Origin of the sequence: Paenibacillus sp. FSL L8-0641, from assembly GCF_038006265.1 — a bacterium.
Taxonomy (GTDB): Bacteria; Bacillota; Bacilli; order Paenibacillales; family Paenibacillaceae; genus Paenibacillus; species Paenibacillus polymyxa_D.
Genome location: NZ_JBBOUW010000001.1, coordinates 1,439,153 through 1,453,406, shown reverse-complemented (window position 1 = coordinate 1,453,406; position 14,254 = coordinate 1,439,153). Strand labels below are relative to the sequence as shown.

Here is a 14,254-nt window from a genome sequence, read left to right as displayed (position 1 = left end):
GATATTCTTGTGTGTTGAAGCTCTGTATATGGGCTGCTTGCGCAGGTGTTGCTTTTCATTTGAAATATGTGATCAGCCTTTAAGCGCGCCCGCTGCCATTCCACGAACCAACTGTTTTAGTCCAAAGATCAGCAGGAGCAGAGACGGTAAAATGACAAGGGCCGTACCCGCAAATACCAAATTCCATGAAGTCGATTCCTGAAATTCGAGCATGGATATTCCGATCTGTACCGTACGCATATTTTCACTATTGGTGATCAGTAAAGGCCAGAGGTACGAATTGTACATATTCAGGAACGAATACACAGCCAGTGTTCCAAGCGCAGGGCGCGATAATGGAAGCACATGGAACACAAAGTAACGGATATGTCCGCACCCATCCATACGAGCCGCCTCAAACAGTTCCTTGGGAAGCTGGAGAAAAAATTGCCTTAACAGGAATGTTCCGAATGCCGTCGCCAGAAAAGGAACCGTCAACCCTTGATACGTATCAAGCCAGTTCCAGCTTCGTACCGTCAGGTAGTTTGGAATAATGGTCACTTCCCAAGGGATCATCATCGTCGCTACAAACATGCTGAAGATGAAGTTTTTTCCCTTGAATTCCATTTTGGCAAAGGCGTAGGCCGCCAAGCTCGCTGTAATCAACTGCCCAATCATCGTCAGACCCGAAATGAGAAATGTATTTCCAATAAAGGCTGCAATCGGAACAATTTCAAACACTTCAGTGAAATTCGCCATATGAAAAGAATGTGGAAGGAAGCTTGGTGGATAAGCGCTTGCTTCCTCCGGCGACATGACTGCCATAAAAAACGTATATATAACCGGATACAAAATGAGAGCAGCTGCAATCGTAAGCAGTACATACAGCAATGTTGAATTCAGGTGTCGTTTCATTGGTAATGCACCTTTCTTTCCACCCATTTGAACTGAATCATCGTGAGCAGCAGAATGACGGCAAACAAGACAATGGCCTGCGCGCTCCCCGTTCCAAACCGGAAATTAACGAAAGCTTCCTGATAGATGGAATACACGAATACATTCGTACTGTTCACCGGACCGCCTTTGGTCAAAATGTTAATTTGAGCAAAAGACTGGAAGGCTCCAATGATGGAGACTACTGTTACAAAAAAGATCGTCGGTGATAACAGTGGCAGGGAGATACGCCAGAACGTGACGAGCGGGCCAGCTCCGTCCATTTTGGCACTTTCATACATGTCATCTGGAATCCCTTGAAGTCCGCTCGATAAGATAATGTAATTGAAGCCAAGATTCATCCAGATGGTCATCATGGCTACTGAGAACAGCGCCCAATCCGGGCTGGTCAGCCACGGAACCGGATTAATATGTAACAGGGAAAGCACATAGTTGAACATCCCCAGTGTCGGATGAAAAAGAAATTTCCAAATGACCGCAGATGAACCGACCGACAACACCATCGGCAGCGAAAAGGCAAACTGGAAGATACGCATTCCCCGCAATTTACTGTGTGTAAGTGCAGCCAGTACCAGCGCCAATAAAATACCTACTGGTACTGTCAACAGTGCAAATAGGAGTGTGACCTTAATTCCTTGTAGAAACAGTCCCGAGCTGAAAAGTGTAGTAAAATTATCTAACCCCACATAAGCTGCAACGTTTCCTGCGGGATCTGTAGAATGCAAGCTGAGATATACGGACTTGATCATCGGGTAAAACATAAATACAGCAAACAAAATAAGCGATGGAGCCAAAAAGGTATACGCCAGCGCGTTTTCACGCAATCTTTGAATTTTTAGCGAACCCGTGCGTATGCGGGCTTTAGACGAAGTCTGTTGCTGACTCCTCGTCCCCAGTCCCATAGATTTGTTAAGCTCACCCAAAACGGAGCGCCCCTTTCTTTTCAAACCAACCTCAGTAAGTGTATCGTTTTGATGTAAAGGGAACGTCAAGTGGACTGGAGTAAAATGTTAATGTTTTTTCTTTTTGTAAAAGCAACTCTCTATAGGTATAAGCACAAGGATGGTTATAACCCTGTTGAGCTAGCGCTCGATCCATATATCTCTCTAATTAAAAGAAAAAAACCTCCAAATTCTGTAAGGGGCCTTCTTGGCACATTACGAAGTTGGAGGTTTTAGTTATCTCTATACAATCTCCACTCGGCAGGTGGGTGAACACCTCGTTCACACCCTGATTGGTCAGCCTGATGTTCCCCCTAGAATCCGACAAACCCTTATCCAGCTTAGCCAGTGAAATATGGTGATAATTGATGAACTTGACCCAAGGAGTACCCATAGTGCAGGAATAAAAGATGATTCGTTGGGATGTCACTGCCAGCATTCCATGATGCGATATCTTCTGGGAGCTCTGTTGCAAATCATACGTACACCCCATACATGATCGGATGTGTTCGCCCGCTTCTAACGTCAGACTAATAGCTCGCAACTCTTTTTCATTTGTTTGCATCCCGTCTCATCTCCTGTTCGAAGTTCAGGAACGAGTCGCAGCTCCTTGACCTCAGATCAGCTTTTGCGGCTTGTCCCGTCGACCTCTTCATTTTTCGTCAGATTAAGACTCTCACGAACTGGACAATGACCTACCTCAACTGCACATTGAAAACCAAGGATGGATATGTACAACTTAACATGGGTACAGGATGTTATCAACAAGCAAGCTACCACTCTTTTTCAGCATAACTCCGCAATCTGCACATTGCTGAAGAAGCAATTAGATCTAATTTTAAGTGATTGGAATGGATGAATTTCAGAAACGAGGAATGGTATACGCTTCTTCTTGGCAAGCTAATGTGAGAATACGTTAGAACGGAGAAGAAGCCTTATGAAATATAACCGTTTGCTGTGCGCTGGAATTGCTGTTTCTTTACTGTGTATCAGCTCTTGTCCCACTCCATCTACCAATGCACAAGCCTCATCATACGCCTCCCCCACTCCTACAAAGGGAAGGGCCTATTACGAAGAACGGGGCGACATTGTGTGGGAAGTTCCTACCCATCGTAAGCTTATCGCTCTCACATTCGATGACGGACCGGACGAAAGCAATACGCCTGCCATTTTGGATTTGCTTAAAGAGTACAATGCTAAAGCAACCTTTTTTGTCGTCGGCAGCCGTGTAGAAAAGCTTCCTGATATTGTGAAACGAGAACGAGCAGAAGGGCATGAAGTGGGCAATCATACCTTTTATCATTCATCTTTTCAGTATATTTCCCGTAACAAAGCTCTGTCAGAATTGGATCAAGGCCAAGCGAGCATCGTTCAAGCAACTGGTGCAGGAACCCATCTTTTTAGACCCCCCGGCGGCTCCTACACCGATTCGCTCGTCAAGCTTTCCAAGGAAAAGGGGTTGAAAATTATTTTATGGTCCTGGCATCAGGACACCCTGGATTGGCGAAAACCAGGTGTACACCGTATTGCTAATAGGGTGCTTCGCAACGCCCGTAATGGCGACATTGTCCTGATGCACGATTATGTACATCAAAGTACACAAACCGTCGAAGCCCTGAAAATCATTTTACCGGAGCTCAAGAAGAAAGGGTTTACCTTCGTCACGATATCCGAGTTGCTCTCTAATCGGGAAAAACCGGATGGGCTCATTGAAGTGAATAAGTAAAAGAGAGCAATAAAACTCCGTCAATTATTTGTTGACGGAGTTTTATACATGTGGATTTTGCGAAAACCCAATAAGGAACTGATAATTCTGCGAGCGATAATGTGTTGTTAACGAATGACTCAGAGAATGTACGGTAAGGCTGGCTTGAACTTTAAAGAAGCCTATTACATCATATTGCTATTTTCATTTGCTAGCTATACCTTTCAGTCCAACGTTTTGGAGGCTAGCCATTGCATCATCGTTATTTTCTTTCCGTTAATCACCTTCGATACTTCGTTGTTATAAACGTAAATCCAAGACCAGTGGCCATTGTATTCATACGGTGTTTGGTCGCTCTTTTTGTACAAACCAGAGGTATCTACTACGTTATCAAATAACGACATATGAACATCCTTTGCTCCAGCATTCACTAAACGGTTGTAGGTCGGAACCGTATAATCGTTCGGCGGTACTACGATGTCGGTTTTGGCAGCCACAAACCAGATCGGCAGGTCCTTCATTTCGTTAATCTGTTCATCGGTTATAAGGCTGTCCTTCAAGGCTTCACAGGCCACCACAGCGGCTGCAAAATAGTCTTTATAATCACGGATCATCAGCATAGTCATGTAACCGCCGTTGGAGTCTCCGCCAATGTAGATTCGATCTGTATCAATGTCTTTGTTCTTGGCCACGTACTCCTTAATTAAGGACATCAATGCTTGCTCGTATTTGGAGGTGCCGTCTCCGAAGCCTGTAAAACCATCCATCCAGTAGGTTGGAGTCTGAGGTGCCAGCACATAAGCCCCTTCAAAATAGGATTGAATATCTTTAGATGCAAAATTCGCTGCATTATTTCCGGAAATCGGAATCGTCGGATCTGTACCTCCCTCACCCATACCATGCAGCCAGATCACCAAGGGATTTTTCACCTTGTCTTTTGACGGTGCATAGTCCGCATAGGTTAAAGTAATCCCGTCAAAAGTAGCTTTGCCGGTTGCAAATTGATCAACTAGCTTCCGTATCTGACCTGCGGAAGTATCAATTTTCAAGCCGGAAATCGTTCCTGATGTGGTTTTAATATCTTTTTGCTGCGTGATTGTGTATTTGTTATCATTCCATGCGTTAAACCCGGAACCTGCCGCATCATAATGAATAGCTGAGCTTAGTGTTAAGGCCGGGCCGACTTCCATTTCTAATACAACGTAGCTTCCGGTTTTATTTACAGGGTTGCCACTTTTGTCCGATACATAGGCCTTGGTGACTTTCCGGTTGCCACTCTCAATAAAGGGATTTACCAGCCTATTGTCGCTTCTTCCCACATGCACCTTAAATGTATCCTTTGTTATCGCATCTTTAGGTACTGGCTTACCCAGGTTAACAATGATCTTCGTAATGGCTGCTCCCCAATCCTTAACCTCCGCAACCGTCCGGTACGAGGTGGGCTGTATCTTTACATCCTTGGCCCATGCAGCGGAATTGAAAGCAAGGGTCGTACCGATAGCTAAAGTGAATAACATAGTTGTTTTAGCAGCCTTTTGAAACCGTTTAAACATGATGTCTTACCTCCCGGTCCATTAATAAAACGCTTACATTATTTATTTTAATGATTTTTTTATTTGTATCCGGTCTTTTATTAGCCTAATTCAGGTCAATTACTGACTCCTTGCTCCAGAATACCTCTTGTTCTCTTTTCGATATTGATGCGGTGTTGCCTGATAAACCTTTTTAAATACCCTGGCAAAAGACTTCTCATTCGGAAATCCATGCTCCAGCGCAATTTGTATGATGGAATGATCCGTATTCATGAGAACTCGAAAAGATCTCTCCAGACGGAAGGCATTGATATATTGAAATAGGGTCATCCCTACATGCTTCACAAAAAAACGGGACAAATATTCGGGAGACAACCCAAAAACCTGAGCTATCGAATCCAAGGATAAACTTTGATCGTAATTCTTTTTGATATAATCGGTTATCAACGTCAGCCGCTCCAAATATTTATCGGAGTTAAAGCCACGGATAGATTCATGATCCATTTTAAAATGCATTAATAACAGATACACCAGTTTATAAGATAGTGACGTTAAATGGATATGCGCTAAAGGGTCATTATGCCGGTTGAGATAAGCCACAAATAAGGTGTTTAACAAATCACGCAGCTCCGCAAAATGCAGTAATCTCTGCTCGTTAGTTTCAAAAATGGATATGCAGTCAAATGAAATCGGGTCACTGCCGTTAACATTTTCTCGAATAAATCCAGAAGGAATCAGAACGGTTATAGCCTCTCTCCCTTTTCCCTTAGCCACAGAGAAGGAATGAATAGCATTCGAATTAATGAGCACAATATCTCCTTCTTTGGAGCTATAACTCGCGCCATCAATATAGATATTATCGATTTTTCCTGAAAGCACATAGGATATTTCGATGCTGTCGTGCCAATGCCTAGGTATGTACGCTGGTTCATTGGAGGAATGAATTATAATTTTTAACGGAAAATGATTGTCTGCCTGGACCAGCTCATATTTGTATTCCAAGTTTGTCGCTCCTCTCAGATGTGAACTCATAAATAGAAGAAAATGGCTTCAGCAAAGTGCCGAAACCACTTGTATTTAACCTTCCTTTCTCTATAAACAAAAAAACCTAAGTATAACAAAATACATAAGATCCTTAGATCTTAACATTTTGTTCCTTAGGTTTTGCCTGCGTAACAGTAACAATCCTAGTGCTATTCATTTAATTAAGCTAAGTATATAGCGGGTTGAAAATCATGTCAACGCTTTCATTCAAGGCGTAATAAATGTAAAAAACTTTATAGATCATGTGTAAGTCTATATATAACACTGCATTTTGGATCATTATAAAAGGCTGATTATGAGAGTGTCCATAATCAGCCTTTTGCTTAATGCTATGTGGTAAAACAGGGCTTCTAATCATAGAAGCCCTTGATGCATAAGGTTTTTTGCCCCCACATAATTCATTCTAATCAACAACTTCCTTACAATTGTATAATGGGGTATACAAAGTAAATGATATTTCTGAGAATTTAATTTTCTAAAATATCTCACCTTCTCTTGGCCGCATAGGTATGCTCTATCCCGCTCCCAACTCTCCAGAATGACGATATCTCGTAGTGTAGACTTATCCGGTCCCATAATATAGTTATTTTGCTCTAAAGCAAGCAACTAACTTTTATGCTTTCTGTACACCTCCGCATCTTTATCTCCAGATCTAACATATTACGGTAGCCTGCTGAAAAGTTGTAGACTGAACGGCGATGTTAAGCTAACGTGGCAGGTTAACCTAACAAGCAGACTGCCAATTACGTTTGAAAATACCCAAACGTGCTGCCGGGTTGACATTCAGAACTGGCCTTGTGAATCTGGTGGAGTTAAAGGGAGTGCTAGTTGTGTCTCATCTATTATTTTGAACAAGCATTGTATTGAAGAGCCAGCGAAAATTCCATCTGAAATACTGAGCTAGATGCCAATCTTCATAGCCATTTAATACACCTTCATTTAACCAGTAAGACTCTGGTTTTCCGCTCGTCGCAGCTTCAGACACATAAGCGATCGTTTTTTCTAAAAAGCGAATGACATCTAAGATTTTATCTGGAGTGGACACATCTCCATGCCCGGGAATGACAGTATCTACCTTTAGATCTCTTTGAATGCGTCTAAGGATGCGTATCCAAGCGTAGGGATTACCGTATGGCATGACCGGAATCGTCTTGTTGGTTATTAAATCACCAGCAATCAAGGTTCGTTCTTCAGGCACGTAAATAACGGCATCGCTTAAAGAATGGCCGCCTCCGTAAGATAAAACTTCGACAGTGCGTTTTGCTCCTTTTATAACTAGTTTATCGTCAAAAGTTATCGTGGGTATCACCCTACGAAGGGAAGGGACAGCATCATACAGGGCTCTCTGCACGGAAAGATCATAGCCGATTTCGGTTAACATGTGCGGATTTTTTTCTTGTGAACGTACTTGATGTAGGCTATTTATTAACTTCTGAATGTTTTGTTGCATTAGATCAATATTCACTTTACCCATTTCAGATAGCAAATCTCTTGTCCAAACGGTAGATATAAAATCACTTTCCATGAATTCCTGATTGCCGTTGACATGATCTCCATGGAAATGAGTATTGATCACATATTTAATTGGTTTATTCGTTAATTGTTCTGCGGTTTGACGTAACAAAGCACCAGAATGCGGTAGGTTGGTCGTGTCCACAACAACGGTCAAATCCCCAATGTCAATAATTGCCGCATTCCCCAGCGAACCACTACCAGGTACCGAAATAGCACCCCAGATACCTTCTGCTGCTTGTTGAATCGTGAAATATTTGTTGTTCATTGTTTATGCCTCCATCAAAATAAGTTTGACACCATTTCCTTTTATCTTTAGTTTTTTATGTTTCATGTATATCAATTAGCAACTTTAGCTTACAAGTTAGAGTCAACTAGAAATCAAGCACAAATTTTGAAATGAAGTTAGAGGTGCAATATCGACTTCGAGTTGACTTAAAGATGTATAATAGTTTTAAATTTTGGTTTAGAAAAAAGGAGTGACAAAAAAAACAATGCTTACTATAAGTCAAGTATCAGAAAGAACGGGGCTAACTCCTTATACGATTCGCTATTATGAAAAAATTGGAGTGCTACAGGAACCAAATCGAAGAAATGGAAGGACACGCATTTATACCGAAAGTGAGGTTTCATATATACAATGTTTAATTAGATTAAAAAAATTGGGATTGTCGCTTGAGGAGATTACGGAATTTACTCGTGACGGATGTGTACTGGATAAAATTCAAAAAGGGGAAGAAGTTGCTAATTTTACTCCTGCCTTACACATACGGATAGAAATTCTTGAAAAACATCTGGTGGAACTGGAATCCAAGCGGCAGGAACTTGAGTGCATGATTTCCCTTGCTAACGAGAAGATAGCCCTGTACCAAAAACTTACGAAAGACGATATAGTAATGTAGAAGACCTGGTTCACCACCAGCATATACGATGGCAACAGAATTGATTGAACTAACGGGAAACGTTAGTTCAATGAAATAGCGATAGTCTAGGGCTTTATTTTCCCGTCCTAGGCTACCATTGTTTCTTTTGTTGTAGTTATCAACGAACATTTAAAAAGTAGACTCATACCAGTTACCCAGTTGAGCCTTTTACATCTACTCTAAATTCAAACTGATTCCTCATGAAAAAGGTTCCGTTAATCTTAACCGACTCCGGTGTAATATTCTCCACTGCTCCACTGTAATCCACAATATCTATCAAACCCTCGCTCAACGGCTGAACCATATATACTCTTGCCTGGCTTAATGCAGCAGCAAATAGTTCTAAATCCGATTTTAACACTTTATATGTATGCTTCATGCTGATCACCTCGGTCATTCATTCGATGAATGATCTGAGAAATCCTTCAATAAAATATTCCCCTGCCGACAAAACCAAACAAGCGCATAGGCTATTGCCCAATACGCTTGTTGGGCTCTACTTTTTACCATCCTTAAAAAATGAGTCAAGTCAAGTGAAGTAGTATTATCCAACAACAATTCTTTTCACATAATTAAATCCAACACGCTTTAGTAATTATGACTAACAGGATAAAGAGCACCAAAATTGCACCCGTCGATGTGAAAGGACAAAATTGTTTGGCCTTATGCTCATGTCCACATTCACTCACATGAACTCCTCCTTTTTTAAGTTACGGTATATAGTATGTGTCCTTAAAGAAATTGACAGGGCTAAACAGCAAATCAAAAAACATCCAACCAGCTTAGCCAGCAGGGTGTCACCGATGCTTTCGTATGTGTTGTTATAAGCGTAATTCATTTGGTCTATTTTGTGAATATATAGAAAAATATTCCTAGGACTGATAGACTATCTTACATGAAAATAGAAACGGAATATTATCAGATCGCATACAGTGGAAATGTTGCTTTTTTTGATAACAATCAGTACCTTCATTTCCATAAGGGAATTCTTGAATATGTAGGTGTTTACCAAAAGGGAAAAGGTATCAAACGCAAGGTCGTGGTGGGTGATACAGTAAAAAAAGTTGTGGAAAAGCTAGGCAATCCATTGACTCAAATGAATGCATCCGAATCAATTTATTATTCTTATGGTACTGATTATACCGATCCTGAGTTAACGGTAGAGATCAAAAACGGAAAAGTTTTCTCCGTCCAGCTAGAAAAATTCACAGAAGGGATCCCAGACGAAAACAGGGCAGTTCAATATTATCTGAATAAAAACAAAGATAAAATTAGTTTCACAAAATGAATGAACCCCGGAGCAATCCAGGGTTTTAATATTCCGTATAGTACCTATTAGCGCTTCCTGGGGGCTTTGGCGGCGTAGTAACCTTTGGATCTCTATCCCAGTCCTCCAGGATTACAATGTGTCGCGTGTCCGTTTTGTTTTCCCACAAGATATAGTTATCCTGCTCCAAGGCTAGCAAACCCGCCTTTATGTCCTCTGCACGCCTCCCTGTCTTAATCTCCAGATCTAACATATTACGGCGGCCTGCTGAAAAGTTGTAGACTGAACGGCGACGTTAAGCTAACGGGCAGGATAGTTCCAACATTCTTGTATTTACAAACTCAATAGGTATTTGGTAAAATTACACAAATGCAATGACGAGAAGAGTAAATAAGGCTTACTTTAGCAGAGAACTCTGGTAGCTGAAAAGGAGTAAAGGAGATCTTATTGAATCAAGTCTCTGAGCATCACATCGAAACTTGAACTAGTTCGGGGGATGGTGTGACAGGAGCTCCTGTTACAGAGCTAGAGTATAAGCATGTGTTGGCATGCCGTACTCGATGAGGCTAATCTGAAGACAGATTAGCGAACTGGGGTGGTACCACGACGAGATCTCGTCCCCAAGACTTCGTTCTTGGAGGTGGGATTTTTTATCTTTTTGGAGAAGTAGAAAGCCAATTAGCATTAATAATCATGGGGAGGCCTTTCAAGCAAAATGAAGGTTATTATGGAAAGGAGATATGAATCCAATGATGAAAGCTTATTTGAAATATTTCTTATACATCCTTAATCACAAATTGAATGTTCTCATTGAATGTTGGAAGGAAGGCTTGTATATTCAGGGGATTATTCATGATTGGTCGAAATTTTCACCGGCTGAGTTCTTTCCCTACGCAAAAAAATTTCACTCTGGAAAACCTTTGAATTTAGAAGATGAGTTGAATTGGAAATACGCATGGCTTCGTCACCAACGTAAAAACAAGCATCATTGGGAATATTGGGTTGTTAATCCCGACACCAAAGAGGTATTACCCATGCCGAGGAAGTATGTCGTCGAGATGGTATGTGATTGGCGCTCCTTTTCAAGGAGATGGGGGAGAAAGGTAAAAGAATCTACCCTAAACCTTACAGATAGCATAGTTGTTCATCCTGCAACGAAAAGAGAACTTGAGCTTCTAACATCCCTCAAGGGAAAGATAAACCATTGAGCTAACGGGACACGTTAGTTCAATGAAACAGCGACAGTCTAGGACTTTATTTTCCCCGTCCTCGCCTACCGTTGTTTCTTTTATTGTAGTTGGCAAAACTTTTATTTTCAATGAACATTTAAAAAGTGGCCTTATACCAGTTCCACCTAGAAATATCCGTCTGTAAGCAGTTCTTCAACTAAAAATCCCCGCCGACCAATTAAGGTTAGCGGGGATTGCTGTACTGACGTTTAGGAACCTCCAACTTGCACAAGGATTTGGATACCAGGTACAGTCATGAAAACTAAAAAGCTAACTCGCAACAATTAACAGTCCTACACCTTTTCAATTAGATTGGAGAACTCTGTTTTGATTTCAGGAGTCGCATAGACTTGGAAACGCATAAACAGGCCAATACAATTTATAAAGTAAGTCTCATTATTTATTATATGTGACTTTACCATTGTAAATAACAATTGTTTAAAACCAACACTGTACCTTTCTCTGTTTAAATAATAGTAGGCCATTTCGTAACCAAACCATGCAATGTAGTCGGGTACTACTTGTTGGCTGTACATATCAGTAGATGTCGGGAGTTGAGTAACGGCATCAATGTCTTTTTTTAACCTTGAAAGTACATCATCAACATCCAATTATATTGATTAGCAGCTATCATAACGTTTAACAGCTTTGAAAGTTTCTCACCTTCCATGGTATCTGCTGTTTCGGCTATGTATTCAACATATGAAAAAGGATGCTAATGAGAAAATAAGAATTCACTTTGCAGATATATTGAACTTCAATTTCACGAAAGATCATCTCCCTTTGCAAGAAATGTGATTTTTTCGTGATTTAACGAAGAAAGGCTCCCTTTCGGGAGCCTTTTAAATAGCGGTATTACAGGGTTTTGATACCCTTTGTTACATCATGCCGCCCATACCACCCATGCCGCCCATGTCAGGCATTGCAGCCTTTTCTGGTTCTGGCTTGTCAGCGATAACCGCTTCGGTAGTCAGGAACATTGCTGCTACGGAAGCAGCGTTTTGCAATGCATAACGAGTTACTTTCGCAGGGTCCACGATACCAGCTTCGATCATGTTTACCCAGTCGCCAGTAGCTGCGTTAAAGCCTACGCCAACTTCTTCGCGTTTCAGACGCTCAACGATTACAGAGCCTTCTTCACCTGCGTTAGCAGCAATGGTGCGGATTGGAGCTTCCAGAGCGCGCAGCACGATGTTCACGCCTGTTTGCTCGTCGCCTTGCAGTTCAACAGCTGCAACTGCTTTGTATACGTTCAGGAGCGCTACACCACCACCGGATACGATACCTTCTTCAACCGCAGCACGGGTTGCGTTCAGGGCATCTTCGATGCGCAGTTTCCGTTCTTTCAATTCTGTTTCAGTTGCCGCACCGACTTTGATGACTGCTACGCCGCCGGACAATTTAGCCAGACGCTCTTGCAGTTTCTCTTTGTCGAACTCGGAAGTGGTTTCTTCCAGTTGCGTACGGATTTGGCTAACACGAGCGTCGATGTCGGCTTTGTTTCCAGCACCGTCAACCACAATCGTATTTTCTTTAGTGATACGCACTTGACGTGCTGTACCCAGTTGGTCTACGGAAGCTGTTTTCAGGTCCAGACCCAGTTCTTCTGTAATCACTTGACCGCCTGTCAGGGCAGCGATATCTTGCAGCATTGCTTTACGACGGTCACCAAAGCCTGGAGCTTTAACAGCTACAGCGTTGAATGTACCACGCAGTTTGTTAACAACGAGCATAGCCAGTGCTTCGCCTTCGATGTCTTCAGCGATCAGAACGAGTGGCTTGCCTTGTTGTACGATTTTTTCAAGCAATGGCAGGATTTCTTGTGTGTTTGTGATTTTTTTGTCTGTGATCAGGATATACGGATTGTCCAGTACAGCTTCCATTTTGTCCGTATCTGTAATCATGTACGGGGAAATGTAGCCACGGTCAAATTGCATACCTTCAACCACTTCCAGCTCTGTTGCAAAACCGCGGGATTCTTCAACAGTGATTACACCGTCTTTGCCCACTTTTTCCATAGCTTCAGCGATCAGTTCGCCTACTTCGTCATCAGCAGCGGAAATACCGGCTACTTGAGCAATGGATTGTTTGCTTTCGATTGGTTTGGAGATGGCTTGCAGTTCAGCGACAGCCGCTTTAACCGCTTTGTCGATCCCTTTACGGATACCGATTGGGCTTGCGCCAGCAGTTACGTTTTTCAGGCCTTCTGTGATGAGGGCTTGAGCCAAAACAGTAGCAGTAGTCGTACCATCACCAGCTACATCGTTCGTTTTGGTTGCTACTTCTTTAACCAGTTGAGCACCCATGTTTTCGAACGCGTCTTCCAGCTCGATTTCTTTTGCAATCGTTACACCGTCATTGGTGATGAGCGGGCTACCGAATTTCTTCTCCAGTACAACGTTACGGCCTTTCGGTCCGAGTGTTACTTTAACAGCATTAGCCAATGCGTCAACCCCGCGCAACATAGAGCGACGAGCGTCTTCACTGAATTTAATATCTTTAGCCATTTGTGATAAACCTCCCTATGGATTATGAATGAATTTGTTTCAATTCCTATATTCAGGTCTTGTCCGGGTTCCGGTTAACCGATGATCGCGTGGATATCGCTTTCTTTCATAATCAAATATTCTTTACCTTCATATTTGATTTCCGTTCCAGCGTATTTAGAGAAAATGACACGGTCGCCTTCTTTTACTTCCAGAGGAATACGGGCACCGTCTTTCAATGCGCCTGCGCCAACCGCGATAATTTTGCCTTCTTGCGGCTTTTCCTTGGCAGAGTCAGGAAGTACGATCCCGAAGGAAGTCGTTGTCTCTTGCTCAATTGCTTCCACCAATACGCGTTCACCCAAAGGTTTGATCATGAAAAAATAGCCTCCTTATTAAGTGTTTTATCCTGTAATTTGGTTGTTATGTTGTATGTATTAGCACTCGACAGTCGTCAGTGCTAACAACCAACTTTATGATACTCAACTTGGGATTGAATTTCAAGTCCCTAATGTATTTTTTATGGGAATTTTTATGGACAGCCCTTCCCGATTATATCCATCTATCTGAAAAATAACCGTTAACTCAAGGCTAATGGTTAGATTTAAGGCAGCTAAGCTGCTGCTGTTATGCTCTATAAATAGTCATGATATACAAATGCCATTCATCATCTGCAAGTGAC

General features: G+C 42.0%; 13 protein-coding genes, 1 pseudogene and 1 other annotated feature. Of the genes and pseudogenes, 4 read left to right on the top strand and 10 right to left on the bottom strand.

The window, feature by feature from the left end; translation table 11 throughout:
- Positions 1 to 72 precede the first annotated feature (72 nt).
- From MKY16_RS06555 to MKY16_RS06545, 3 genes are all read right to left on the bottom strand, one after another.
- Positions 73 to 894, bottom strand: coding sequence for a carbohydrate ABC transporter permease (locus MKY16_RS06555; protein WP_209949644.1), 822 nt, complete (start codon positions 892 to 894; stop codon positions 73 to 75).
- On the bottom strand, positions 891 to 1,856 hold the full coding sequence (locus MKY16_RS06550; protein ID WP_043882098.1) for a carbohydrate ABC transporter permease: 966 nt from the start codon (positions 1,854 to 1,856) through the stop codon (positions 891 to 893). The genes MKY16_RS06555 and MKY16_RS06550 overlap by 4 nt, the downstream gene beginning before the upstream one ends.
- Positions 1,857 to 2,043: 187 nt before the next feature.
- On the bottom strand, positions 2,044 to 2,439 hold the full coding sequence (locus tag MKY16_RS06545; protein WP_340954677.1) for a PH domain-containing protein: 396 nt from the start codon (positions 2,437 to 2,439) through the stop codon (positions 2,044 to 2,046).
- A 372-nt stretch (positions 2,440 to 2,811) separates the two neighbouring features.
- Between MKY16_RS06545 and MKY16_RS06540 the strand changes: the two genes are divergently transcribed.
- On the top strand, positions 2,812 to 3,600 hold the full coding sequence (locus tag MKY16_RS06540) for a polysaccharide deacetylase family protein (protein WP_340954675.1): 789 nt from the start codon (positions 2,812 to 2,814) through the stop codon (positions 3,598 to 3,600).
- Between the two features lie 203 nt (positions 3,601 to 3,803).
- Here MKY16_RS06540 and MKY16_RS06535 read toward each other — a convergent pair whose 3' ends face one another.
- From MKY16_RS06535 to MKY16_RS06525, 3 genes are all read right to left on the bottom strand, one after another.
- The gene (locus MKY16_RS06535) at positions 3,804 to 5,132 is read right to left on the bottom strand and encodes a prolyl oligopeptidase family serine peptidase (protein ID WP_340954673.1); all 1,329 of its coding nucleotides are present in this window, start codon (positions 5,130 to 5,132) and stop codon (positions 3,804 to 3,806) included.
- A 99-nt stretch (positions 5,133 to 5,231) separates the two neighbouring features.
- Positions 5,232 to 6,113: an AraC family transcriptional regulator gene (locus MKY16_RS06530; RefSeq protein WP_340954670.1), complete on the bottom strand. Its 882-nt coding sequence runs from the start codon at positions 6,111 to 6,113 to the stop codon at positions 5,232 to 5,234.
- A gap of 877 nt (positions 6,114 to 6,990) precedes the next feature.
- Positions 6,991 to 7,935: an MBL fold metallo-hydrolase gene (locus MKY16_RS06525; protein ID WP_340954668.1), complete on the bottom strand. Its 945-nt coding sequence runs from the start codon at positions 7,933 to 7,935 to the stop codon at positions 6,991 to 6,993.
- Between the two features lie 226 nt (positions 7,936 to 8,161).
- On the opposite strand from MKY16_RS06525, the gene MKY16_RS06520 reads away from it, so the two are divergent.
- Positions 8,162 to 8,569 carry a MerR family transcriptional regulator gene (locus tag MKY16_RS06520; RefSeq protein ID WP_023987566.1) on the top strand — a complete coding sequence of 136 codons (408 nt, stop codon included), beginning with the start codon at positions 8,162 to 8,164 and terminating at the stop codon, positions 8,567 to 8,569.
- A gap of 172 nt (positions 8,570 to 8,741) precedes the next feature.
- Here MKY16_RS06520 and MKY16_RS06515 read toward each other — a convergent pair whose 3' ends face one another.
- Positions 8,742 to 8,969 (bottom strand): hypothetical protein, encoded by a 228-nt coding sequence (locus MKY16_RS06515; RefSeq protein ID WP_340954664.1) that lies wholly within the window; start codon positions 8,967 to 8,969, stop codon positions 8,742 to 8,744.
- A 516-nt stretch (positions 8,970 to 9,485) separates the two neighbouring features.
- Here MKY16_RS06515 and MKY16_RS06505 point away from each other — a divergent pair.
- On the top strand, positions 9,486 to 9,878 hold the full coding sequence (locus tag MKY16_RS06505; RefSeq protein WP_340954661.1) for a hypothetical protein: 393 nt from the start codon (positions 9,486 to 9,488) through the stop codon (positions 9,876 to 9,878).
- A gap of 344 nt (positions 9,879 to 10,222) precedes the next feature.
- Positions 10,223 to 10,482 (top strand) — a binding site (T-box leader).
- 124 nt (positions 10,483 to 10,606) lie between these two features.
- Positions 10,607 to 11,065 carry a DUF5662 family protein gene (locus tag MKY16_RS06500; RefSeq protein ID WP_250267713.1) on the top strand — a complete coding sequence of 153 codons (459 nt, stop codon included), beginning with the start codon at positions 10,607 to 10,609 and terminating at the stop codon, positions 11,063 to 11,065.
- Between the two features lie 314 nt (positions 11,066 to 11,379).
- On the opposite strand, the pseudogene MKY16_RS06495 reads toward MKY16_RS06500, so the two are convergent.
- The 3 genes and pseudogenes from MKY16_RS06495 to groES form a co-directional block, all read right to left on the bottom strand.
- A pseudogene (locus MKY16_RS06495) lies at positions 11,380 to 11,789 on the bottom strand (transcriptional regulator); the annotation flags it as partial.
- A gap of 175 nt (positions 11,790 to 11,964) precedes the next feature.
- Positions 11,965 to 13,593, bottom strand: coding sequence for a chaperonin GroEL (gene groL / locus MKY16_RS06490; protein ID WP_013369880.1), 1,629 nt, complete (start codon positions 13,591 to 13,593; stop codon positions 11,965 to 11,967).
- 74 nt (positions 13,594 to 13,667) lie between these two features.
- The gene (gene groES / locus MKY16_RS06485) at positions 13,668 to 13,949 is read right to left on the bottom strand and encodes a co-chaperone GroES (RefSeq protein WP_007429271.1); all 282 of its coding nucleotides are present in this window, start codon (positions 13,947 to 13,949) and stop codon (positions 13,668 to 13,670) included.
- Positions 13,950 to 14,254 lie beyond the last annotated feature (305 nt).

What these genes read in the sequence shown, in the direction of transcription:
- MKY16_RS06545 (WP_340954677.1), bottom strand. Translation starts at nt 2,439, where the DNA reads ATGCAAACAAATGAAAAAGAGTTGCGAGCTATTAGTCTGACGTTAGAA.
- groES (WP_007429271.1), bottom strand. Translation starts at nt 13,949, where the DNA reads ATGATCAAACCTTTGGGTGAACGCGTATTGGTGGAAGCAATTGAGCAA.
- MKY16_RS06520 (WP_023987566.1), top strand. Translation starts at nt 8,162, where the DNA reads ATGCTTACTATAAGTCAAGTATCAGAAAGAACGGGGCTAACTCCTTAT.
- MKY16_RS06555 (WP_209949644.1), bottom strand. Translation starts at nt 894, where the DNA reads ATGAAACGACACCTGAATTCAACATTGCTGTATGTACTGCTTACGATT.
- MKY16_RS06525 (WP_340954668.1), bottom strand. Translation starts at nt 7,935, where the DNA reads ATGAACAACAAATATTTCACGATTCAACAAGCAGCAGAAGGTATCTGG.
- MKY16_RS06535 (WP_340954673.1), bottom strand. Translation starts at nt 5,132, where the DNA reads ATGTTTAAACGGTTTCAAAAGGCTGCTAAAACAACTATGTTATTCACT.
- MKY16_RS06505 (WP_340954661.1), top strand. Translation starts at nt 9,486, where the DNA reads ATGAAAATAGAAACGGAATATTATCAGATCGCATACAGTGGAAATGTT.
- MKY16_RS06540 (WP_340954675.1), top strand. Translation starts at nt 2,812, where the DNA reads ATGAAATATAACCGTTTGCTGTGCGCTGGAATTGCTGTTTCTTTACTG.
- MKY16_RS06500 (WP_250267713.1), top strand. Translation starts at nt 10,607, where the DNA reads ATGATGAAAGCTTATTTGAAATATTTCTTATACATCCTTAATCACAAA.
- MKY16_RS06515 (WP_340954664.1), bottom strand. Translation starts at nt 8,969, where the DNA reads ATGAAGCATACATATAAAGTGTTAAAATCGGATTTAGAACTATTTGCT.
- groL (WP_013369880.1), bottom strand. Translation starts at nt 13,593, where the DNA reads ATGGCTAAAGATATTAAATTCAGTGAAGACGCTCGTCGCTCTATGTTG.